The organism is Candidatus Magnetominusculus dajiuhuensis (assembly GCF_046044395.1).
Lineage (GTDB): Bacteria > Nitrospirota > Thermodesulfovibrionia > Thermodesulfovibrionales > Magnetobacteriaceae > Magnetominusculus > Magnetominusculus dajiuhuensis.
Genome location: NZ_JBJUSG010000030.1, coordinates 1 through 22,363, shown reverse-complemented (window position 1 = coordinate 22,363; position 22,363 = coordinate 1). Strand labels below are relative to the sequence as shown.

The window sequence follows — 22,363 nt, the reverse complement described above, 5'->3', positions numbered from 1 at the left end:
TTTGTGATATTTATTGAGATTATAGGCGTTTTTTTCGTCTATTGCCATTTATTTGCCGGATTTGATAGATTATAGACGAGAGCAGATATTCTTAATGCTATGCAATTTTTAGCGCCACGCAGGGGGTTTGCCCGTATGCTTGAGATGCACTTTGGAAACATGCTTGAAGAGGTTATCGGAGATAAGGGCCTGTCTTTGGTTGAAATAGAAGGAATTCGCGAAAAAACTGCCATCGCGCATAGCCAAATACATGAGCGGAAATGGGATGAGCTTGCCTTTATTGATCTGGTCAATCAGGACACCGCCGAAATCAAGGAGCTTGCCGACAGCATCGTCAAAAACTCAGACCTTTTTCTTCTGCTGGGAATTGGCGGCTCTGCCATGGGGCCACGCGCGATACTTGAGGCGCTTCAACCTATGCACAATTTCAGGAATCATCCTAAGATATTCATTTACGACAACATTGACCCGCGAACACTGGATGCGATTATTGAGATCATTGACCCTCACAGGACAACCGTGAATGTAGTCTCCAAATCTGGTAACACCGCCGAGACCGTTGCGTCATTTATGATCTTTTGGGAACATATGAACAAGGCACTTGGCAGTGAGGCTGCCAGGCGATTTATCATCACCACAAATCCAGAGGGCGGGATTCTCAGGCAAATCGTCAGGGAAAATAACCTGATGTCTCTGCCCATACATCCTTCCATTGTCGGGCGCTACTCCGTGCTCAGCCCCGCTGGCCTGCTCCTGTCGGAGATTGCCGAAATTAACTCCGACGAGCTGTTGCTTGGCGCTAAGGACATATTAACCAAATGCTCTAATGCTGAGCTGTGGGAGAATCCGGCATACCTGTTTTCTGTTTTATTGTACCTCATGTGCGTAAAGGAAAAGAGGACGGTCAATGTTATGATGCCCTATGCCGACGGCTTAAAATCCCTTTCTGAATGGTTTTGCCAACTATGGGCGGAAAGTCTGGGCAAACTCGGCCTCGGCATAACCCCGTATCCCGCCGTCGGCACTACTGATCAGCATTCGCAGCTCCAACTCTGGATGGAAGGCCCTGAGGACAAGGTCGTCATTTTTATTCGCATAGACGACTACGGCTCCAATATCCGCATCCCAAAGGTGTTTGAAACAATTGAAGAGTTCAGTTTACTGTCAGGCCAGTGCCTGAATGACCTTATAGGCGCTGCCGCGAAGTCCACCGAGCTGGCGCTTTCTAACGCCTCTAAGCCCAACATGACTATCACTATGCCGTCGCTGGACGCCTACCATGTTGGACAGCTTTTTATGTTCTTTCAAATTTGCACGACATTTATGGGCTTTCTCTTTGGGGTAAACCCGTTTAATCAGCCATGGATAGAAGCTGGGAAAAACAATACATTCGGTCTGCTGGGCAAACGCGGGTTTCAAAAACAAAAAGAAGATATTGCGCGCATGGCCAAAGGCAATATCTGCTGGAAGTTATAAGGCAGCCGGAGGTATCAGGAAATTACAATATTTTATCAGGAGGTGTCTTTTGCCGTTAAATATAGCAGAGAAGATAATTCAGTCACACATGGTATATGGCGGGATGAAGGCCGGCGAGCCAATCGGGCTGAGGGTGGATGAGGTATACACGCAGGACGCAACAGGGACAATGGCATGGCTGCAGTTCGAGGCAATAGGGATAGACACGGTGAAAGTCCCTGTGGCCGTGTCCTATGTTGACCATAACATGGTTCAGTCAAACTATATGAATCCCGACGACCATGCCTTCTTACAGAGCGCGGCACGGCGTTTTGGGGCGTACTTTTCAAGGCCGGGAAACGGTATTTGCCATCAGGTGAATCTGGAGCGCTTTGCGGTGCCGGGCAAGATTGCCCTTGGGACAGACAGCCACACACCGACAAACGGAGGCGCTGGCATGTTGGCCATAGGGGTCGGCGGGCTTGACGCCGCAGTGGTGATGGGCGGGGCGCCCTTCGCGCTCAACATGCCGATGGTTACGCTTATAAAATTATCAGGACAATTGCGGCGGCCCTACGTTACCGCGATGGACGTTATTTTAGAAATCCTCAGACGCCTTACGGTAAAAGGCGGCGTGGGGCGCATATTTGAATACGGAGGCGAGGGCGTTGCCTCCCTTGATGTAACAGAAAGGGCGACGATAACCAATATGGGGGCGGAGCTTGGCGCAACTACCTCGATATTCCCAAGCGACAACAGGACAAAGGAATTTCTGCGGGCGCAGGGCAGGGAGGGAGACTGGATAGAGTTAAAGGCCGATGATGGCAGCAAGTATGCCGACATCATTGACATTGACCTTGCTGCCGTAGAGCCAATGGTCGCAAGGCCGCACAGCCCCGACAATGTCGCCACTGTGAGGGAGCTTGCGGGGACAAAGGTGGACCAGGTGTGCATTGGTGGCTGTACGAACTCTTCGTACCAGTCGTTGCGCGCCGTGGCAGGCATACTCAGGGGCAAGACGGTGGCAGAGAGGGTCAATTTGCTTATAAATCCCGGCTCACGCCAGGTGTATGATATGATAGCCAGTGACGGCAGCCTCAGAGAGCTCGCCGCCGCGGGGGCAAGAGTGCTTGAGTCGTCATGCGGCCCGTGTATTGGAATGGGGGGCGCACCGGGAAGCGGGCAGGTATCTGTGAGGACGTTTAACAGGAATTTCGAGGGGCGCTCGGGGACAAAAGACGCCAAAGTGTTTCTGGCAAGCCCGATAACATGCGCCGCTGCCGCTGTGGCTGGTGAATTTTCAGATGTCTTAAGCAGCTCGCTCAATATCCCAACGCCGCAAGAGCCGGACAAATACCCCGTTTGCGACAATATGATTATCCCGCCGTCAGCAGATAAGGGAGCAATTATTAAAGGGCCGAACATCAGGGAAGTGCCGGTTAAATCTCCCCTTGCCGATGAGATTAATGCCGAGGTGCTGATAACACTTGGTGACAACATAACCACAGACGATATAATGCCTGCGGGGGCAAAGGTGCTCCCGTTCAGGTCTAATATACCCGCGATTTCAGAGTTCGTATTCTCCAACATAGACAGCGGATTTGTGAAACGCGCTCAGGAGGCCAGGCCGCACGGCGGTGGCATTATTGTAGGGGGGGAAAACTACGGTCAAGGCTCCTCCAGAGAACACGCAGCCCTGGCGCCAATGTATCTGGGGGTGCAGGCGGTTATAGCAAGGTCGTTTGCCCGCATTCACAGGTCTAATCTGATAAATTTCGGCATATTGCCACTGACGTTTGAAGACGCAGCCGTTGCCGCAAAAATAAGCGTCGGGGACAGGTTAATTATAAAAGGGATAAGGGACTCGGTAAAAAATGGGCAGCCTTGTGCCGTTGAAAACGCCAGCAATGGCCTTCAGTTTACCTGTGCCTCTAATTTAAATGAGCGCGAGAGGGAATTGATTCTGATTGGAGGACTGCTTCCTTATACGAAGAGCAAGACATCCTTGTAAACAATTATTCACACAAACTTGACGCGGCTTGCGGCAAATACTACCATCTTCAGAAGAAGCCAGCCGTGGCTCCAGCGTTGAATGTTCGTTGTGCCGTAGAGGCGCTGCCTGTACCTGATGGGCATTTCGACAATCTTCAGATTTAGCTTAGCCGCGCCGAAAAGCAGGTCAAAATCGCCAAAGGGGTCAAAGTCGCCGAAGTATGGCCTGTTTAAAGCGATTTTCTCATAATCATTTTTTAGGATAACCTTCGTACCGCAGAGGGTATCCTTTATTGGCTGGCCTAGGAGCCACGAAAAGGCAAGACTGAAAAACTTATTTCCAACCTGATTAAAAAAGCGCATGGCATTGTCCTCCATTGAGTAAACAAGGCGCACGCCGTTTATAAACTCACCCTTGCCTGAGCATAGGGCGTGGTAAAATCGCGGGAGGTCTTCGGGGGCTACCGTCATGTCGGCATCAAGAATCATCAGGACATCCCCCCCGGCCTTCTCAAAGCCGAGGCGCACGGCGTCGCCCTTGCCCTTGCCTGATTGCCGGTAAAGGCTCGCGTTTATGCCGGGGTGGTTTTTTATCTCCCGTTCAATAACCTCATACGTGCTGTCAGTGGAGTGGCCTTCCACGAAGATTAATTCGGTCAATTTTCCCATCTGCGGCGTCCTCTCAAAAATAGAGGCAATATTTCCGGCCTCGTTTCGGGCCGGGATTACTACCGACACGGTGGGGGGTGTGTTGTCGCTGTCTTTATTGGGCGGCATAGGGCGGCAGATGATAAAGTTCGACAGTGCCAGCTCACTCATAGGCCATGTCTTCACCAGTACCCGATTGAGGAGCATATTTAACAACTCTCCGGGCAGGGGCCACAGTATCTCGCGCCTCCGCGAGATAACCTCAAAGCCCTGAAGGTAGAGCATGTTTTCAATATCCTCTACGGTAAGCCAGTTTTGCTCTATGCGCGGGTGCGTCAACCCAAGCAGCGAGGCCGCCTTTAAGGGCATCTCCCAAAGGCGGCTGTATATATTGATAATTATCCTCGTGTGCGGTGCGGCTATTTTTGATATTTGATTAAACACCGCCTCGACATCCCACAAATCATGGAGCAGGTCTGAGAGGATCACCACGTCAAATTTTTCTTCTATATCAAGAAGATGTACGTCGCCCGGTATGAAGTTAAGATGGGGATAGCTGGCACGGGCGCGCCTGGCCATCTCCCCTGAGAAGTCTATGCCAAGGCCATAGGACGGCCTCAGTGCCGCAAGAAGCCCCCCCTGTGCAGAACCAAGCTCAATAACTCTAAGGCCCTCGGCAACCAAATGCCTGTAAATCTCTGCAACTCTGCGGCGATAGTACCTCCCAAGCCCGGGCCGCGTGTCCGCACGGCACGCCTGCGCGTCATAGTATTCAATACGCCTTTTCGTGTAAGTATTGAATTGGTTATCCATAGTTCAGACAGCATGATTATAACATTTATTCAGAGAGAATCTGGTACAATACAGCGAGGTTGCATTGTCAGGCATTAAGGCTATGGTTATCACAAGCAATAAAGACAGGGTTTTGTGGTTAATAGACGCCGCATTGTGTGTTTTTGCCGCTTATGTCGGCTGGCGGTGCATAAACTATGCCTCAGGCGTGCTGCTGCCTTCTGATTCGGCCATATTTGTCAACATTGCCCATCACCTTGTTCATGGGAAACTCCTGTATCACGACGTGTGGGAAAATAAGCAGCCCGTTGTCTTTGCCATCAATGCCCTTGCCCTGAAACTCGGCGATGGCTCTTTTAACTCAATCAGGGCCATGGAGCGGTTGTTTGCTGTCGGCGCGGCCATAGCGTTTTTTATAATCACCGTGAGGACTTTTGTTTCTTCGTGGATAGCCACCACGTTTACAATAATTTTTTTGGTCTACTTTTACTCTCCAATGACGTTCAGCATGGGGAATTTTACAGAGGAATACGCCTCAGTGTTCATGCTGTTCGGTGTGCTTTGCTCCCTTGAGGCCGTACGGCGGGAAAACACATTTTTAGTCCTGTTGTCAGGTGTGTTTTTTTCTGTTTCCGTGCTGACTAAAGAACCATTTTTACTGTCGGCGCTGCCGTGGATAGTTTATTTGCTCCTCAGCAAGGCCGGTAAGTCAGGAGGCCTTAGGCGCCTCAGTATTTTTACCGCTGGTGGCGCTATCCCATTGCTGGTGGCCGCGGCCTGGTTTGCCATTACGGGGACTTTGACACTCTGGCTTGACGTAATATATTTTAATCTCACATTTTCAACCCATGAGACGTCTTACCAGAGTCCCATTTCACAGAAAGTAGCCCTTAGTATTCACGCGTTTTCAACCCTGGTCTGGTTTATCAGGACGGTGAATGTGTTTTTTGTGCTGGGCGTTATAAGCGTGTTTCAAAAATCTTTTTTGCGGAAGTACAGATATGTCCCGCTGGTACTCCCCTTTTGGTTTATCCTGAGCCTGCTTGCCGTAAACATTCAAAACCACCACTACAACCATTACTATATTCAGGTAATGCCGGGCTTTATAATGACGGCGGCCTGCGGTGCGGCATGGATGGCGTTTAATGGCAAGCGCGCGTTTCGCCCCATGTTGTCAGATGTCCTGATGGCCGCCTTTTTGATATTATCCCTCCTGATTTTCGACAACACGATGGCAAGGGCAGGCTTCAATATGCTCACTAAGTACGCAGCGTCAACCGTGGCAGAGGATCCGGTGTCACTCTACATAAAAGAACACACCAAAGACAACGATACCATATGGGTGCCCTCATATGATAAATATATATACCTGCAGTCGGGAAGGCTTTCACCGACGAAATATTTGTTTTTCTTTGGTATGTCGTTTTTCCCGGGGATGTTAGAGACAACCACGCAGAAGATGGCCTCTCTCAGGGCAGATTTGCTGAAAAACCGGCCGGCCTTCATATTTTTAACGCGGGACAACGAGTTGGATATACTCAGTCCCGTTGGAATTCCACAGTGGGTGAAGGAAAATTACACGTTAGACAGCACATGGTACGATGGCCAATTACTAAGGAGAAATTAATCCAGAGGCTGAGAGCTTGGGTGCTTACAGTAAAATAAATTAATTTACACAGGTTTCTTTACACATTTGTATTGAATGTGTTATCATTGACCAGATGTCGGCTGTTTTATTAAGAAGGCATACATTAAAAGCTGAAAAAAAGGGGTGATAACGTGTCTCAAACAAAAGAGACTAAGCATACGATGATTGAGGATTACAAGATCCATGAGAAGGATACTGGCTCTCCGGAGGTCCAGATAGCCCTCTTAAGCGACAGGATGAAGTACTTGTCGGAGCATTTTAAGACGCACACGAAAGACCATCATTCGCGGCGTGGGCTTTTGAAGATAGTTGCAAGGAGAAAGAAGCTCCTCGACTATTTAAAGACGTCAGACGTAAAACGTTATAAATCGCTAATCGAACGGTTAGGAATCAGAAAATAGAGGAGAGAATATTGACATCTACAGAAGTCATAATAAGCGAAAAGAATCTGATATTGGAGACAGGGCTTTTAGCCAAGCAGGCGGATGGCTCGGTCGTCGCCAGGTATGGCGATACGATGGTTCTTGCAACCGCCGTGGCGAATAAGGCGACCGTCGAGGGAAAGGATTTCTTTCCACTGACGATAGATTATATTGAGAAGGCGTACTCGGCCGGTAAGATACCGGGCGGTTTTTTAAAGCGTGAGGGTAGGCTGTCAGAAAAAGAAGTCCTCACCTCTCGTCTTATTGACAGGCCTATAAGACCGCTCTTTAAGAAGGGGTTTAACTCCGAGACGCAGGGCATGGTCTCTGTGCTTTCCTATGGCGATGAGAACATCGCCGATATACTTGGGATAACGGCGATTTCAGCGGCGTTGCTCATCTCGGACATACCGTTTGAGGACGCGGTTGCGGCCGTCAGGGTTGGCCGTTTTGCCCCCAATGCCCCAAATTCCGGAGAGGCCGGAGATATTGAAAGGGCTGGAAAGATAGTCATCAACCCATGTTTTGAGGACATGGCCTTGCTTGATCTGAGCCTCGTCGTTGCCGGTACAGCCGAAGCCGTTACGATGGTAGAAGGCGGCGGGCTTGAAGTACCCGAAGATGTGCTTATTACGGCAATAGACCGCGCCCACGAAGAGATTAAAAAAATAATCGGAGCAGAGAATCTCTTAAGAGAAAAGGTCGGCAAGCCAAAACGCGCCGTGGCAGAGGTCAAAGAAAACGAGGCGCTTGCCGCGTCTGTTAAAGACCTGTGCGTTGAGAAGATGCGCGACTCCATAAGAATACCAGACAAACTTAAAAGGCAAAAGACCCTTGACGGCATCCTTGAAGAGGCCGTGAAACAGTTGACTGCCTCAGACCCGGAGGCCAATGCCAGAGAAATTGCGAAATTGTTTGAGCACCTTGAGCAGGACCTCGTAAGGACATCAATCATGAACGACGGCATAAGGGCGGACGGCAGAGGGGCGGACGAAATCAGAAAGATAGACTGTCACCTGAACCTGCTCCCAAGGGCACACGGCTCAGCGCTCTTCGTAAGGGGCGAGACGCAGGCCCTCGTGGCCGTAACCCTGGGGACTTCGCATGACGAGCAGCGGGTGGATTCGCTTGACGGCGACACATACAGGTCATTCATGCTTCACTATAACTTCCCGCCATTCAGCGTAGGAGAGGTGAAACCCCTGAGATCCCCTGGCAGAAGAGAAATAGGACACGGGGCACTGGCGGAGCGCTCAATAAAATCAGTCCTGCCGGGCGCGGATGTGTTTCCATATACGATACGCATTGTGTCTGACATACTGGAGTCCAATGGGTCGTCGTCAATGGCCTCGGTGTGCGGGGCAACGCTTGCCCTGATGGATGCCGGTGTGCCGATAAAGGCGCCAGTTGCCGGTATAGCGATGGGCCTTATTAAGGAAGGCGAAAAGGTAGTAGTGCTGACTGACATTTTAGGTCTTGAGGACCACTTCGGAGATATGGATTTCAAGGTATCCGGCACTAAGGAGGGCATAACCGCCTTTCAGATGGACGTAAAGATAAAAGGCGTCAGCCGTGAGGTAATGGTGGGAGCGCTTGAAAAGGCAAGGCTCGGCAGACTGCATATACTGGGCAAGATAGGTGAGGCAATCTCAGAGCCGCGTGCGGAGTTGTCTAAAAACGCCCCCAGAATATTCCAGATGAAGATAAGGGCTGACAAGATAAAAGACGTAATCGGCTCAGGCGGCAAGGTAATCAAGGGAATCATTGAGCAGACGGGCGTGAAGATAGACATAAACGACGAAGGTATTGTGACCATAGCCTCAAGCGATGAGGCCTCGTTGGCAAAGGCGAGGGCAATCGTGGAAGGCATCGTCGAAGACGCGCAGATAGGGCGCATATACAAGGGCAAGGTAAAGAAGATAATGGACTTCGGGGCGTTCGTAGAGATTCTCCCCGGTACGGATGGGCTTTTACACATATCGCAAATCTCTGACAAGCGCGTCAACAAGGTAACCGACGAACTCAAAGAGGACGATGAGGTCATGGTAAAGGTCATTGAGATAGACAGGGCCGGAAAGATAAAGCTGAGCCGGAAAGAGGCAATGAAAGACGCGGCTAAGCAATCAGAAGCTTAGGCAAAAACGTAGGCAGAAGCTTAGGCCGGGGCTTAAGAAGTTCCGGCTCGTGGCAGGGCAAGTAAAGATAAAGGGATAAGCTATTATCCCTTTTTTTGTTAAGCGGAATTCGCGGGTTAAGGTTAAGAGGGGCGACTATTGAAAAAAGGCTTTTTAGATAACGGCATTCCGGTAGTAATGGAGCGGATGACAGGCGTGCGCTCTGTATCAATGGGTATATGGGTTAAGGTTGGCGCGAGATACGAGCAGTTGGAGAAAAACGGGATATCCCATTTTGTCGAGCATATGCTTTTTAAGGGCACGAAAAATCGTACTCAAAAGGACATTGCCATAGAGATAGACTCAATGGGCGGCGATATTAACGCCTTCACATCCAGAGAAAACACCACTTTTTATGTAAAACTCCTGAAGGATTTCACCTCGCAGGGCATAGACATACTCTCTGATATATATCTTAATTCGCTGCTAATGGAAGAGGATATAAAAAAGGAGCAGGAGATAATCGGAGAAGAGATAAAGATGGTTGAAGACACCCCGGACGAGTACATTCACGACCTGTTTTACGAAGACATATGGGGAAAAGACGGACTCGGCATGAACATACTGGGAACTCAGGACTCGGTAAACCTCCTGACGCGGGGCGACCTCGTAAGACATATGGACAACCACTACGGGACAAACGATATTGTTATCTCCGCCGCCGGGAATGTTGACTACGAGGCGATATTGAAGTCATTTAACGAAAAATTGGGATTTCAGAAAACTTCGTCCAAAGAGACGGTAATAATCAAAGAGGAACCGCCCACACAGTTTAAAAGCAGTGTCAGGGTACATAAAAAAGACCTCTCCGAGGTGCATTTGTGTATAGGGGTAAGGGGTGTGAAGCAGGACAGTATGCTGCGCTATCCATTTTTATTGCTAAATACAATAGTCGGCTCCGGCGTAAGCTCGCGGCTCTTTCAGGAGATCAGGGAAAACCGTGGCCTTGCCTATACAATATACTCATTCTTGTCGTCATACCACGACACAGGGGTGTTTGGCGTGTTTGCGGCAACGGGGAAAAAGAAATACGTGGAAGTCATAGAAACGATTTTAAACGAGATCAAATCCCTGAAAGACACATTGACAGAGAAGGAACTCCAAAGGGCCAAGAGCCAGTTAAAGGGCAACATCTTGCTGAACATGGAGTCCTCCTCTGGCAGGATGCAAAACATAGCCAGGCAGGAGATATACTATGGAAGACACTACCCGCCCCAGGCAATCATAAGGGGCATAGACAAGGTAAAATTAGCCCATATCCATGACATCATAGACGGTTTCTTACACCCGGCACAAAAGGTGATAACCGTGCTCGGGCCAGCCTCTCTGAGTGCCCTGAAAGGGATTTGTTAGGGTTGCATTAGGATTTGTTTATGGGAAAAAAATAACAGTGATTATTCGGTACTATACCGACGCAGAGTCTGGATTGCCACACATATACAAGCATGATGTTGGTGAAAATGAGGTAACAGAAGTTTTAAGCAGACCTGGGGAGGATCGCCTTGGGCGTGAAGGCTCGCGAGTTGCTATCGGCCAGACTCAATCAGGGCGGTATCTTCGTGTTATATATGTTTCTGATCAGGCAGGTATTTTTGTAATTACGGCCTATGAATTAAAAGGCAAGCCTTTGTTTGCTTACAGACGACGCAGCAGGAGGAGAAGAAATTGAAACAACCCGGATTTCCACCAGGCTGGGATGAAAAAAGAGTCCGTGGTGTGCTTGCGCATTACGAACAACAGACTGAGGAAGAAGCCGTTGCCGAAGACGAAGCAGTCTTTGATAAACATGTTTTAACCGTAATGGAAGTTCCGAACGATCTGGTACCGGCCATTCGGGAACTGATCGCAAGACATCACAGTAATGATAAGTAGTCAAGTTGCAAAGCCAGGCAGGAGATATACTACGGGAGACACTACCCGCCCCAGGCAATCATAAGGGGCATAGACAAGGTAAAATTAGCCCATATCCATGACATCATAGACGGTTTCTTACACCCGGCACAAAAGGTGATAACCGTGCTCGGGCCAGCCTCTCTGAGTGCCCTGAAAGGGATTTGTTAGGATTGCCTATGTCTGCCGTTGCCATGTCCGTGCCACAGGGGCATTTGAGAGTTTCTATCTCTGAATTGATAGGTTTTTGAATCTTCAGTAATGGAATAAGCGGCGATGTATAATACCCCTTTTCTGTTGTAAAATTTCGAGCCTGTAACTTCCACTTTCATACCAACCCTTACGGCAAGTCCAATTTGTTTCAAATACCACCACGGGCCGGTTAGCACCTTATAAGTCTTGTCCTCTGCAACCATAGTAAAAACATAAGGCCCCATCATCGCCTCATCTGCTTCTGTAACAACACCCGTAAGCGTTACCTCGGTGTTTACGTCATATCCGCCGTCGTCATCCGCCCACACACTTGGTACCAACACAAATAAAAACATGACCGTGACCACTATATATCCCGGCATCGTATATTCCCCCGCAGTCAGGCACGATATGCGGCGTTTAAGATTATCTCGCCGCATATCGTGCACCCTCTTTTTCTTTCCATTTTAAGCGTCTGTTAATTTGGCCTGTAAGGGCAATTTCCCATACCTCTGCCCATGCCTCTTCCCATACCTCTGCCTGCAAATGCCGGTCTGCTTGCAAATGCCTGTTTCTGCTCCGGCGTCATCTGCTCAACCCTCTTGGTAAGTTCAGTGTGTAACGCGTTTCTCTGTTCTATCGTGGCATTGTACATCGTGCCCCTCATGCCAAGCAGTTCGTCTGTTGTGTATGTGGTAAAATCCGCCGCATACGCAACGCCTATGGCGAGCGTCAGGGTTAATATTATCATAATCACCTTCTTCATTGTCTGTCACCTCCTTTTGGCTTATTTATAACCGTGATATTGCAATTGTTGTGCCGGAGATAAAAGGCTGAAATATCGCAGACTTATGATATTTAATAATCGATATGATGCAGATTTTGCGTGAACGCGCGCAAAGGTTGCACCTACTGGGGCTATATCAGGCCGTACTCCTTTATCTTGTACTGGAGGTTTCTCAGGGATATGCCCAGCACTGCGGCGGCATCTTTTCTGCTGCCGCCCGCGCGATTGAGCGCGGCTTCTATAGCACGGCGTTCGATTTCACTCAGTTTCAATGTGTCTTTGGCATCAGGCTGCCCATGAATGGCCTTTGATGGGTCGATGATGCCATCTTTTGATATTATTATCAGGCGTTCAAGTATGTTTTGAAGCTCTCTCATGTTGCCCGGCCAATCGTACGACATCAGCGTTTCGATTGCTGCCTCTGATATGTCTACGACATTCTTTCCTATTCTTTTCGATATAGAAGCGGTAAGGTAGCGGCACAATTGTGCGAAATGGGATTTTCTTGTCCTCAGAGGCGGTATATTTATCGGGAACACGTTTAATCGAAAGTAGAGGTCATTCCTGAATGTTCTCTCAATAACCTCTTTTTGCAGGTCCCTGTTCGAAGCGCATATAACGCGAGCGTCGACTTTTTGTGTAACCGTGCTACCCAACCTTTCTACCGCACCCCCTTCAAGAACCTTCAGGAACTTCGCCTGAATGGCATGAGACATCTCTGAGACCTCATCAAGAAAAATGCTGCCACCTGAGGCAAGCTCAAACTTCCCCCTCTTTGCCGCAACAGCCCCCGTAAACGCACCTTTTTCATAACCGAATATTTCGCTCTCCATAAGGTTCTCTGGTATGGCCGCGCAGTTTAGCTCAATAAACGGACCAGTTCGTTTGCTTAGGGCATGTACCACCCGTGCTATCAGAGTCTTGCCGGTACCGGTTTCACCAGTTAGAAGCACCGTCGAGTTTGTCCCTGAGACGGCCATCACTTCGTCTAAAATATTCTCTATCCCTGCGAAAATTATCTCCATAGGAGGAAGCCCTCTGAGTTGTTCACCTTTTAGGGCCTCATTCTCTATAAGCAGGCGTCTCCTGTTATATGCCTTTGCCGCAGCAAATCTAAGCACATCGGGGTCGTGTAAGGGTTTTGAGATAAAATCCATCGCCCCAAGCCTCATCGCCTTTACCGCCGTATCCATAGTACCGTACGCCGTCAGCACAATGAAGTCCGTCTCATGAGACAATAACTCCCTGCGTCTGAACTCCTCAATAAACGCTATCCCATCCATCTGAGGCATTTTAAGGTCTAATAAAATAAGATGGGGCATGTAGTGTTCACATACCGACAGGGCGTCTCTGCCGTTTGACGCGGTTTTAATTGTATATCCATCGCCCTCAAGTATCCTCATAAGTAGCAGCCGGATGGAGTCCTCATCATCTACTATCAGAACTCTATAATTATTCTTGCTCACGTTAAGCCTCTCCAACTGGCAGCGCTATAGTAACTGAAGTCCCTTGATCAATCCAGCTTTCTATTGAGATTACCCCGCCTAGGGCAGAAACCAGGTTCGCGGCTATCGGCAGCCCAAGCCCCGTACCCCTCACCTTCGTCGTAAAGAATGGTTTCCATGCTTTTTGTAAAGCTAAGGCGTCCATTCCCTTACCCCTGTCCGTTATCGTAATGGTGATCACTTTTTTACCTTCCTCTGCGGTTATACATATTGTACCAGTTTCAGAATCTGCTGCATTGGATATTATATTTATCAGAATTTGCTTTAATTTCTCCCCGTCCGTGTTTATTATATCATTTGCGAGGGAAATATTTTTTTCGACTGCCATCCCATCACAAAGGTCAACTACCCCGATGGCCTCATCTATTAGATACCGGAGAGATTGGGGCTGGATTTTAAGTTCGGGTGGTCTTGCGTAAACGAGCAGGTCGCTTGTGAGACACTCAAGGCGTCTTGATTCGTTTACTATGACATCGAGGCCTTCTGCTGTTTTATCGTTTTCCTTATGTCCTTCCCGAATGTACTGGGCAAATCCCTTAATCGCGCTTAGTGGAGTTCTAATTTCATGGGCAAGGACGGCGGCCATCTCACCTAAGGCCACAAACCGCTCCTTCTCACGTACCTTCGTTTGCAGTTCATCCATCTTTTTAAGATAATATAAAATCGCAATGACCAGACACCACATCGCGGCGTTGATTATAAGAAGGATAAGCAGATGAAGATGCGCGCTTCTAACTGCCTCCATCGCCGGATATGTGTGAAGCGCTATGGAAAGCACCATGGGTGTCATAGTATGAATGTGTACCGGTATGTTCATCACATAAACCAGCTCTCCTGTCTTTAGGGTAACATAGGCAGAGCCGGGGGTTCCGCTTGAGATAATGCCCTCAATAAACGGTTCTTTGCCGCTTTGTCCTATCAGCCTGGGGTTTGAGTGCAATACAATTCTTCCTTCACGATCAAAGAGGACAACGTAGGCTATGGTTTCCCACAACTGTTTTTTCATAATTTCGGCAATCAATCCACCGTCAAGCCCTGTGCGGTTGAGGGCCTGGTCAAGGGTAATTCCAATAAAATAGGCCGTTGATTTGAGAGTTTCCTCAGATGAGCGTTTTGCTATCTCATACGTAGAGACAGCGCTAAAACCCGATAGGGCAGTAAAGGCAGCCAATATCGCAATAACTGCAAACCTTCGATTTAATGGTACGTGAAATCTCATCGTCGCTATAGATTATTTTACTATAATAGCTTCAGGATATGTGCAACAGCAAGCGTGGAGTAGTATATACAGGCGTAGATGGCTGATGTTTTTGCTGTCTGAGGTGGTCACTTAAAAAAAGAGGGGCGCGGTATGGTTGATAAACTCATGCGGGGTGGCAATACGTGTTTTTTAAAGTTGCGTCCAATTTTCAAATTGGAAATCAGGATAAATTCCCTTTATTTTTTCAAAAATACTATCGTTGCTCACCATAACAGCCTTTTTGGTGATAGCTGAAGCCGCCAGGATAAAATCTATGTTATGCCGATCCAGCTCCTTCCTGCCAATCCCGATATTTTCTTTATACATACTCTTTACATTACCAAAAATCTGAGCACTCTCCGCACTTAAATTTATAATAGGAAGCCGTTCAACAAACATATTTATTGTTTGTGTAATTCTTGGCTTCATTTCCGGCGCAGAACGAAAAATACTATATTGAAACTCATAAAGTGACAAAATAGATATATAAACGGCATCATCACTACCAAGACATGAAAGCCGATTAACAATCGCTTTCTGAAAAGGAGATTGTGGATCGTCTAAATAAGAAATAATATTAGTATCCAGTAGATATTTCTTCACAAGCTAAAATTATCCCTAAACTCTTTAACGAATTTATTAATTTCTTCAGATTTCCCCGTTAAATTACCTTGCGAGCTGATTTCTTCAGATAGTTGCGCCCACTTTCCTTTCCGTGGTTCAATTTCTTCTTTCGCCTTTTCCTCAAAAGTAACCGTTAGCTCTGCTCCCTCTGGGATTTCCGATTTTTCCAAAAGTTCAATCTGACCGCCCATAAACCTGGCCATAATAATTTTCACCATACTTACCCCCACTTTGACTTGACTTTGGTCTGCGATAAACTTTGTCTCATAGCTTTAGATTAAGTTACTATTTGATACTCTTATCCTACCATCCCCACAACAGGAAGTCAATGGCTTCGTAGTTCCCGGACGCCCGACGAGTTTCACCCAAATACGCCATCTCACACATATTTTTATAAATTAACTGCTAAACGTAATAATAATATGTTATAATCGGGTTGAGCGTGTTTTGCGCGGTTGAGGATTTGGGAATGAAAAAAATATTTACACGGCCAGAAAGCCTTAAGGAAACGCCGTTTCGGTTTTGTCCCGGATGTGGGCACAGCATCGTACACAGGATGATAGCCGAGGTCATAGACGAGCTTGGCATCAGAGAGCGTGTCATAGGGATAGCCCCGGTAGGCTGCGCTGTGTTCGCCTACGATTATTTTAATTTCGATGTCATAGAGTGCGCCCACGGTCGTCCCCCAGCCGTCGCTACCGCCCTTAAGAGGGTTCACCCGGACGCCATAGTGTTCTCATATCAGGGTGACGGGGATTTGGCCGCAATTGGGACGGCAGAGATAATTCACTGCGCAAATAGGGGTGATAATCTCTCGATTTTTTTTATCAACAACGCCACATACGGCATGACAGGCGGGCAGATGGCCCCCACAACGATCCTCAAACAGCAGACAACCACATCCCCTAAGGGCAAGTCCAGCAAGAACGAGGGCTTCCCACTAAAGGTCTCAGAACTCATTGCAACCATAGACGGGGCGGTCTTTGTGGCGCGCACCTCGCTGAATGATATAAAAAACGTCCTCGCCACGAGGATGCTGGTAAAAAGGGTCTTTGAAAACCAGATCGAAAAAAGAGGGTTCAGTTTTCTTGAAATTCTGTCGCCATGCCCCACAGACTGGCATTACACACCTACGGATTCCATGAAATGGATAAAAAACGAGATGATGACCGTCTATAAAAATGGCATAATTAAAGACTTGTACAGGTAGTCAAATGATGGAAAAGAGGATTTTAATAGGAGGCTCAGGCGGCCAAGGTATACTTTTTATGGGAAAAGTAATAGCCAGCGCCGCAATGATGGATGGCAAGGAGGTAACATGGTTCCCCTCCTATGGCGCCGAGATGCGCTGCGGTACAGCTAATTGCGCCGTCGTAATCTCCGACGAGCGAATAGGTTCGCCCGTGTTTAAATATGCGGATATACTCGTGGTGTTTACAGAGGCGTCTTTAATAAAATTTGCTCCGCGCCTCAATAAAGACGGCTATCTGCTTTATGACTCATCGCTGATATCCTGCAACAGCAGTGTGTATAAAGGCGCCATTGGCATTAATGTCACCGCCATGGCCAGAGAACTTGGCAACACCAAAGCGGCAAACATGATAATGCTCGGGGCGGCGGCGGCCATTACCGGTATATTGGAAAAGGAAGACCTGCTCAGCGCCATTGAAGGCGATGTGTCCGAGTGTATGCTTCAGGCCCTGTCCATTAACAAACGCGCTATATTAAAGGGATACGAGACAGTTGAAAATCAGAAAGGCGATTTGTTCGGACATCGCGCATGTACATAAACTTATAAACGAATATGCCTCCAATGGGTTGATGTTGCCGCGGTCATTAAACGAACTGTATGAGAATGTCAGGGATTATTATGTTTGTGAGACTGATGAGATCGTCGCGGCGTGTGCACTGCATGTCCTGTGGGAAGATTTGGCGGAGATAAAATCTCTGGTCGTAAGAGCTGCAGCCCAAAAGCAGGGCATTGGCCGTCGGCTTATTGACTGCTGCAAGACGGAGGCCTTGAATATGGGGGTAGGTCGGGTGTTCGCACTGACGTATGTCAAGGAGTTTTTTATTCGATTAGGCTTTGCAGAGATAGATAAGGCGTTGCTGCCCCATAAAATATGGGGGGATTGCATCCGCTGTCCTAAATTCCCGGACTGTGACGAACAGGCGGTGATTATTAACGTTAAAAATGTCTGAAAATAAAGAAGATATAAGAGACGGACACGCCTTAGCGGTGATTATTAATGTTAAAAATGTCTGAAAATAAAGAAGATATGAGCGCCTTAATTGATGTCTCTATTCTATACGTCGAGGACGACGATAAGGTAAGAGAGGGCCTCCTGAGATTTCTTGCGCGGCGTTTTAAGACGGTCTTAACCGCAATGGACGGGGCGGAAGGACTATCGGTTTTCATGGCCAAGACACCTGATATTGTCATTACAGACGTTAGAATGCCACTTATGGACGGCATCGAGATGACAAAAAAAATCAGGCAAATCTCACCGGACACCACGGTAATAATAACGTCTGCGTTTACCGATGTCTCATACCTGATAAAGGCCATTGAACTCAGGGTTGACGCCTATGTAAAAAAACCAATAGACAAGGATGATTTGTTCGACTCGATTTATAAGATATTAACTATGCTAAAGCGCAGACAAACAGAGGACAAACGGCTGAAAAATAACGAACTTTTCACGCAAATAAGCGCCTCTATGATAGATGCTATAATAATGGCTGACGATTCTGGCAAGGTATTTTTTTGGAATAATGGCGCGCAACGCCTCTTCGGTTACACGGAGGAAGAGGCGGCACAGATGTGCATACACGATCTCCTGGGGGCGCCGCCCCGTGGCGGCCATGCAATGGCTATCTTTGCTCAGGCCGCGGTTGCGGGAAGGACTGTGGAAATGGTTGCACTGCGAAAAGACGGGCAGGCATTTGCCGCTGAATTGTCTGTCTCTACCGTGAACTATAATGATAAGCGGTATACACTTGCCACTGTCAGAGATGTCTCGCCACTAAGAGACCGCTATGAAAAAACCCGGAGAATGCTTGTAGGCGCGGTCGAGGCCGCTCTTCTTACCATTACGGATATAGATTCTTTTACGGCCAACCACGAGCGGCGTGTGGCCAGTCTTTCCGAAGCGATTGTGGCAGAAATGCACCTGTCCGAGGACATTATATTTAAAATTAAAATAGCAGCCATGCTCCATGACATCGGTAAGATGCACATTCCAGCCGAAATACTTATAAAACCAGCAGGACTAACCGAGATTGAGCGTGCCCTTATAAAAACTCACTCCATGGTCGGCTATGAATTGTTGAGAAAGATTGATTTTACGTTTCCTCTGGCAGATATTGTCTTGCAGCACCACGAAAAATATAACGGCTCGGGCTACCCGCTCGGCCTTAACGGTAAGAACATTCTCGTGGAGGCAAGAGTATTAAATGTGGCAGATGTTGTGGAGGCTATGTCGTCAATCAGGCCATATCGCCCTTCCCTGGGCCTGGATATGGCGCTTGGGGAAATTTCAGATAAAAAGGGGGTTCTCTACGACCCCGATGTTGTGGAGGCGTGTCTCAGTGTTTTTGAGAAAGATTTTAAAATGTAAGAAAGGAGGGTTTTTATGCCACTAATAACATGGAATAGCAGCCTCAGCGTACAAATTGGGGAATTTGACGACCATCACAAGAAAATAGTAAAACTCCTCAACGGCCTTTTTGACGCCGTATCAGCAAAAAAGGGCAACAGCGTAATCGAGCCGGTAATAGGAGAGTTGATAGATTATACCAGATACCATTTTGCCGCCGAAGAGAAGTTGATGGACAAACATTTGTATCCGTGGTTCGCCGCACATAAACACGAGCACGACGAACTGACAAAGAAGGTCATGGATTTTCAAAAACAATTCAAAGAAGGAAAGGCTATGGTTGACCTCGCCATGCTGAATTTTCTGAAGGAATGGCTGACTAAACATATCATGGGAACCGACAAGAAATACTCCCCGTTTCTTAAGGAAAAAGGCATACACTGAATTTAATACATTGAGGGCGCTGCCCTCAAACTCCCGCAAGGAGGGTAACCCTCCTTGACCTGTATTAAAGACCTGTATTAAAAGGCTTTAAAAAAAGGCCTGGTTCCCGCCTTCGCTGGAATCAGGCCTGTTGGTTGCCGCTTCTACTTCTTTTTGATCTTTGCGCCGCCTTCCTCGACAGTCTCTAACATGCACTGGGGCATATTTCTCGCGAAGGTGGTCATCAGGACAAATCCCTTCTGTACCTCAGGATCCTTTAAGGCCGCGAATATGCTCTTTAAGCCCGGCTTAAGAGGATTCTCTATAAGCTGCTGCATCGTGCGAACCGCGCACTTCTCCATGCCTTTTATCATAAATTCCGTCTCTTTTGAAAACGCGGTCTTCAGCGTAAAGTCAAGATCCCCGCTCTTATCAAACACCATCAAAAAGTCTATCAGTTTGATAAAAATCGGGATGCTGTCGCCGGTTTTCTGCAACAATTCCAGCGTTTCGTCTTTCTCGTAGGCATATCTAAGGGTATTTATAGCCGGCGTGAGTTCCTTCACCATCTTGTCTGAGGCAGGGAAGACATCCTCGGCAAACCCCTTGAAGGCCTTCATGACCTTTAATAACTCCACAAATGTCGGGATGTTGTCGCCTATACTCTTTAGGAGCTGAAGGGTCTCGTCCCTCTCAAACCTTATCCTTAGGTCGTTTATGGTCGAGTTTATCTCCCTAATCGCCTTCTCTATGCCCGGCATGACGTCGCCGGCGAAATTCTCAAGTATCTTATATTTCCCGTATAGCTCGTCCATCTGCATGGCCATCTGCTCGCTTGCTGAGGCGGCTGTGCCATTTGTTGGTGTTGTCTTCTTTGCCATCTCTCACTCCTCAAAAATGTTTTTCATAGGTTAAACTAACGCGTCAGGTTAAACTAACCCGTTCAACATGAGATTCCAGTAAAGCGGCCTGAGCATGTGGACTTTGAGGACCCAATTGGCATAACTTTCAATTGCTGGCGAAATAGGATCAGTATAATTGAATTGCGCAAACATAACGCGTTTGTTTCTTGTCAGCATAGGGCAGATGATCTCCCCATCATACGCGGCCTTCGTGGGGATGCCAGTAATATCCGCCGCGAGACGCGCTACCAGTACCTTTGCCTGCTTCCTTATGCCTGAGGCCGTCTTCGACGTAGGGAAGTCTGTTGCGTCGCCTATGCCATAGACATTACTGTATTTCTTGCTCACCATCAGGTTTTTGTCACACGTTACCCAACCAGCGGCATCGCCCACACCTTCGGAATTCTCTATTACCGCCTCACCACCATGTGGCGGAGTTATAGTGAGCGTGTCAAACCTTACCTCTTTTTTCCCGAAATCCTTTAAGATGCCCTTTTCGTAATCCACCTCGGATGGGTTAAAGTTCGCCACCGTCTCAATTCCCCTCGACGCAAATATAGAATTCAACTTCGACGCATACGGCTCTCTGCTGAATACCGCCGGCATCGGCGTCGTAAATACAAATTTGAACTTATTCCTTATGCCCCGCTGTCTCATCATATCCTCGGCCATCATGATGAACTTCATCGGAGCGGCCGGGCACTTTATGGGCATCGAACACACGGATGCGACAATCGTGCCGCCGTCAAGGTTCTTCAGGGCGTCGCGAAGTTTTATTGCCCCGTCGAGTTTATAGAAAGTAAATACGTTAGACCCCTTGTCAAGACCCTCTTTCAAACCCTCAGGCTCTTCGTCGAAAATCAGCTTGGCACCCGTTGCTATGACCAGATAATCATACGATAGGTCCCCGCTCTTGACCGTGGATACCTTGTTATTTGCGGCGTCAATCTTTGTGGCCTCGTCTTGTATCAGGTTGATTCCATCAAAGAACAGGTCCTTTACCGGCCTCATAAGATTTACAGGGTCGTCCAGGTCGAAAACCACCAGCGTGAAGGCCGGTTGATAAAAATGCTTCTCGCTTCTTTCAATCACCGTAATCTCAACCTCATCCGGCGTGAATGCGTTTCTCATACGATTGGAAAACATCACTCCCCCACTCCCGCCCCCAATTACTACGATACGTTTCATTTCGTCTACCTCGCTTTTAGTTATTTAGAGGGTATGTAATATACCGGCTGCCTCGTCCCAACAGCACGGGCGGCGGCACTGTATAAGCACCAACTACCGCAGCCATATACGCCTGCCGGACCTGTCCTATTTAAATCAAACGCAGGTGTTAATGTCAAGTGAATTATTACGGTATGTCACAACAAAGTAAAAGTATGTCATAGCAAAGTGGAAATATTGAGTGAAATTATTTTCCCGCTCACTACCACCAGCGCCATTGCTGGTTTCAGATCAATCAAGACGCAAAGCCTCATATATTATTGCCATTTGGCCGGGTCTTTACAGTCATCGGAGTCAACTTTCTTCCCCGCCTTCTGAAGATTCGATTCAAACACATCATAGGCACACTCGCTTATTTTACTGCCCCATTGCTGGCCATCTTTTGGCGATAAGGCCGTCGGCATTTCAGTGGCATACCTCGCCGCGCACACCTTGACGGCACTCTCTGCCTCACTATTGCAGCCGATACGGTCAAGATTGAAACATTTTCTGAAATATTGACCCTCCGCACAGACAACACCCGGCATAACCACCACCATCTGCCCTATCCAGCTCTCCCTTGATGGCGCATTATCAGCCAAAGCGGGTGACACCAATGACAAGAATAATGACAAGAATGCAGGTGCAAGTAAGATAGGCGCAGATGACAATGCGGGTGGAAACACCGCCGCAGGAAACTTTCTCATCAATACCTCCGCTTTTTATGAGGATTATAATACGAGGATTATAATATGAATGGCCGGACAATGTAAACAACGGCATGGCAGGGCAATCGCATTAGAAATTGCCTCCCTTATTTTTGTCATTCCGGCTTGTCCGGAATCGTGCGCCTGTGAGTGTGCA

The 22,363-nt window shown here is 47.9% G+C and carries 22 protein-coding genes; 12 read left to right on the top strand and 10 right to left on the bottom strand.

The genetic code is table 11. The annotated features are described in order from the left end of the window. Positions 1-99: 99 nt before the first annotated feature. Positions 100-1,476: a glucose-6-phosphate isomerase gene (locus tag AB7D94_RS06060; RefSeq protein ID WP_420264840.1), complete on the top strand. Its 1,377-nt coding sequence runs from the start codon at positions 100-102 to the stop codon at positions 1,474-1,476. A 49-nt stretch (positions 1,477-1,525) separates the two neighbouring features. Next, complete coding sequence (locus tag AB7D94_RS06055) at positions 1,526-3,466, top strand: aconitate hydratase (RefSeq protein WP_420264839.1); 1,941 nt, start codon at positions 1,526-1,528, stop codon at positions 3,464-3,466. A gap of 8 nt (positions 3,467-3,474) precedes the next feature. Here the strand turns inward: AB7D94_RS06055 and AB7D94_RS06050 are convergent, their stop codons facing one another. Beyond that, on the bottom strand, positions 3,475-4,908 hold the full coding sequence (locus tag AB7D94_RS06050; protein WP_420264838.1) for a glycosyltransferase: 1,434 nt from the start codon (positions 4,906-4,908) through the stop codon (positions 3,475-3,477). Positions 4,909-4,972: 64 nt separating this feature from the next. On the opposite strand from AB7D94_RS06050, the gene AB7D94_RS06045 reads away from it, so the two are divergent. The 5 genes from AB7D94_RS06045 (at position 4,973) to AB7D94_RS06025 (ending at position 11,003) form a co-directional block, all read left to right on the top strand. Next, the gene (locus AB7D94_RS06045; RefSeq protein ID WP_420264837.1) at positions 4,973-6,514 is read left to right on the top strand and encodes an ArnT family glycosyltransferase; all 1,542 of its coding nucleotides are present in this window, start codon (positions 4,973-4,975) and stop codon (positions 6,512-6,514) included. A gap of 152 nt (positions 6,515-6,666) precedes the next feature. Then, the gene (gene rpsO, locus AB7D94_RS06040; protein WP_420264836.1) at positions 6,667-6,936 is read left to right on the top strand and encodes a 30S ribosomal protein S15; all 270 of its coding nucleotides are present in this window, start codon (positions 6,667-6,669) and stop codon (positions 6,934-6,936) included. A gap of 8 nt (positions 6,937-6,944) precedes the next feature. Continuing rightward, positions 6,945-9,092: a polyribonucleotide nucleotidyltransferase gene (pnp, locus tag AB7D94_RS06035; protein WP_420264848.1), complete on the top strand. Its 2,148-nt coding sequence runs from the start codon at positions 6,945-6,947 to the stop codon at positions 9,090-9,092. A gap of 138 nt (positions 9,093-9,230) precedes the next feature. Further along, positions 9,231-10,484: a M16 family metallopeptidase gene (locus AB7D94_RS06030; protein WP_420264835.1), complete on the top strand. Its 1,254-nt coding sequence runs from the start codon at positions 9,231-9,233 to the stop codon at positions 10,482-10,484. Between the two features lie 312 nt (positions 10,485-10,796). After that, a complete protein-coding gene (locus AB7D94_RS06025; protein ID WP_420264834.1) occupies positions 10,797-11,003 on the top strand; it encodes a hypothetical protein in 207 nt (68 codons plus the stop codon). 185 nt (positions 11,004-11,188) lie between these two features. On the opposite strand, the gene AB7D94_RS06020 is transcribed toward AB7D94_RS06025, so the two are convergent. From AB7D94_RS06020 to AB7D94_RS05995, 6 genes are all read right to left on the bottom strand, one after another. Beyond that, on the bottom strand, positions 11,189-11,653 hold the full coding sequence (locus AB7D94_RS06020) for a MamS/MamX family magnetosome protein (RefSeq protein ID WP_420264833.1): 465 nt from the start codon (positions 11,651-11,653) through the stop codon (positions 11,189-11,191). 38 nt (positions 11,654-11,691) lie between these two features. Then, a complete protein-coding gene (locus tag AB7D94_RS06015) occupies positions 11,692-11,979 on the bottom strand; it encodes a hypothetical protein (RefSeq protein WP_420264832.1) in 288 nt (95 codons plus the stop codon). A 152-nt stretch (positions 11,980-12,131) separates the two neighbouring features. Beyond that, positions 12,132-13,466: a sigma-54-dependent transcriptional regulator gene (locus AB7D94_RS06010; RefSeq protein WP_420264831.1), complete on the bottom strand. Its 1,335-nt coding sequence runs from the start codon at positions 13,464-13,466 to the stop codon at positions 12,132-12,134. A 1-nt stretch (position 13,467) separates the two neighbouring features. Then, positions 13,468-14,724 (bottom strand): sensor histidine kinase, encoded by a 1,257-nt coding sequence (locus AB7D94_RS06005; RefSeq protein ID WP_420264830.1) that lies wholly within the window; start codon positions 14,722-14,724, stop codon positions 13,468-13,470. 171 nt (positions 14,725-14,895) lie between these two features. Continuing rightward, positions 14,896-15,348, bottom strand: a complete 453-nt coding sequence (locus AB7D94_RS06000; RefSeq protein ID WP_420264829.1) for a type II toxin-antitoxin system VapC family toxin — start codon at positions 15,346-15,348, stop codon at positions 14,896-14,898. Further along, positions 15,345-15,587 (bottom strand): hypothetical protein, encoded by a 243-nt coding sequence (locus tag AB7D94_RS05995; RefSeq protein ID WP_420264828.1) that lies wholly within the window; start codon positions 15,585-15,587, stop codon positions 15,345-15,347. The genes AB7D94_RS06000 and AB7D94_RS05995 overlap by 4 nt, the downstream gene beginning before the upstream one ends. Positions 15,588-15,838: 251 nt before the next feature. On the opposite strand from AB7D94_RS05995, the gene AB7D94_RS05990 reads away from it, so the two are divergent. Genes AB7D94_RS05990 through AB7D94_RS05970 form a run of 5 tightly spaced genes read left to right on the top strand, consistent with a single transcriptional unit; the run spans position 15,839 to position 19,412 of the window. Then, positions 15,839-16,579 (top strand): thiamine pyrophosphate-dependent enzyme, encoded by a 741-nt coding sequence (locus AB7D94_RS05990; protein WP_420264827.1) that lies wholly within the window; start codon positions 15,839-15,841, stop codon positions 16,577-16,579. Between the two features lie 4 nt (positions 16,580-16,583). Beyond that, on the top strand, positions 16,584-17,159 hold the full coding sequence (locus tag AB7D94_RS05985; protein WP_420264826.1) for a 2-oxoacid:acceptor oxidoreductase family protein: 576 nt from the start codon (positions 16,584-16,586) through the stop codon (positions 17,157-17,159). After that, positions 17,113-17,571: an N-acetyltransferase gene (locus AB7D94_RS05980; RefSeq protein WP_420264825.1), complete on the top strand. Its 459-nt coding sequence runs from the start codon at positions 17,113-17,115 to the stop codon at positions 17,569-17,571. The genes AB7D94_RS05985 and AB7D94_RS05980 overlap by 47 nt, the downstream gene beginning before the upstream one ends. Positions 17,572-17,618: 47 nt before the next feature. Continuing rightward, positions 17,619-18,989: an HD domain-containing phosphohydrolase gene (locus tag AB7D94_RS05975; protein ID WP_420264824.1), complete on the top strand. Its 1,371-nt coding sequence runs from the start codon at positions 17,619-17,621 to the stop codon at positions 18,987-18,989. A 15-nt stretch (positions 18,990-19,004) separates the two neighbouring features. Continuing rightward, positions 19,005-19,412, top strand: a complete 408-nt coding sequence (locus AB7D94_RS05970; protein ID WP_420264823.1) for a bacteriohemerythrin — start codon at positions 19,005-19,007, stop codon at positions 19,410-19,412. A gap of 143 nt (positions 19,413-19,555) precedes the next feature. Here the strand turns inward: AB7D94_RS05970 and AB7D94_RS05965 are convergent, their stop codons facing one another. From AB7D94_RS05965 to AB7D94_RS05955, 3 genes are all read right to left on the bottom strand, one after another. Beyond that, positions 19,556-20,272 carry a DUF1641 domain-containing protein gene (locus tag AB7D94_RS05965; protein WP_420264822.1) on the bottom strand — a complete coding sequence of 239 codons (717 nt, stop codon included), beginning with the start codon at positions 20,270-20,272 and terminating at the stop codon, positions 19,556-19,558. A 48-nt stretch (positions 20,273-20,320) separates the two neighbouring features. Continuing rightward, complete coding sequence (locus AB7D94_RS05960; protein WP_420264821.1) at positions 20,321-21,481, bottom strand: NAD(P)/FAD-dependent oxidoreductase; 1,161 nt, start codon at positions 21,479-21,481, stop codon at positions 20,321-20,323. 296 nt (positions 21,482-21,777) lie between these two features. Continuing rightward, positions 21,778-22,206: a hypothetical protein gene (locus AB7D94_RS05955; protein ID WP_420264820.1), complete on the bottom strand. Its 429-nt coding sequence runs from the start codon at positions 22,204-22,206 to the stop codon at positions 21,778-21,780. Positions 22,207-22,363 lie beyond the last annotated feature (157 nt).

Coding starts and splice junctions, on each gene's coding strand:
- AB7D94_RS06060 (WP_420264840.1), top strand. CDS start 100: ATGCAATTTTTAGCGCCACGCAGGGGGTTTGCCCGTATGCTTGAGATG.
- AB7D94_RS06050 (WP_420264838.1), bottom strand. CDS start 4,908: ATGGATAACCAATTCAATACTTACACGAAAAGGCGTATTGAATACTAT.
- AB7D94_RS06020 (WP_420264833.1), bottom strand. CDS start 11,653: ATGCGGCGAGATAATCTTAAACGCCGCATATCGTGCCTGACTGCGGGG.
- AB7D94_RS06015 (WP_420264832.1), bottom strand. CDS start 11,979: ATGAAGAAGGTGATTATGATAATATTAACCCTGACGCTCGCCATAGGC.
- AB7D94_RS06005 (WP_420264830.1), bottom strand. CDS start 14,724: ATGAGATTTCACGTACCATTAAATCGAAGGTTTGCAGTTATTGCGATA.
- AB7D94_RS05995 (WP_420264828.1), bottom strand. CDS start 15,587: ATGGTGAAAATTATTATGGCCAGGTTTATGGGCGGTCAGATTGAACTT.
- AB7D94_RS05990 (WP_420264827.1), top strand. CDS start 15,839: ATGAAAAAAATATTTACACGGCCAGAAAGCCTTAAGGAAACGCCGTTT.
- AB7D94_RS05985 (WP_420264826.1), top strand. CDS start 16,584: ATGATGGAAAAGAGGATTTTAATAGGAGGCTCAGGCGGCCAAGGTATA.
- AB7D94_RS05975 (WP_420264824.1), top strand. CDS start 17,619: ATGTTAAAAATGTCTGAAAATAAAGAAGATATGAGCGCCTTAATTGAT.
- AB7D94_RS05970 (WP_420264823.1), top strand. CDS start 19,005: ATGCCACTAATAACATGGAATAGCAGCCTCAGCGTACAAATTGGGGAA.
- AB7D94_RS05965 (WP_420264822.1), bottom strand. CDS start 20,272: ATGGCAAAGAAGACAACACCAACAAATGGCACAGCCGCCTCAGCAAGC.
- AB7D94_RS05960 (WP_420264821.1), bottom strand. CDS start 21,481: ATGAAACGTATCGTAGTAATTGGGGGCGGGAGTGGGGGAGTGATGTTT.
- AB7D94_RS05955 (WP_420264820.1), bottom strand. CDS start 22,206: ATGAGAAAGTTTCCTGCGGCGGTGTTTCCACCCGCATTGTCATCTGCG.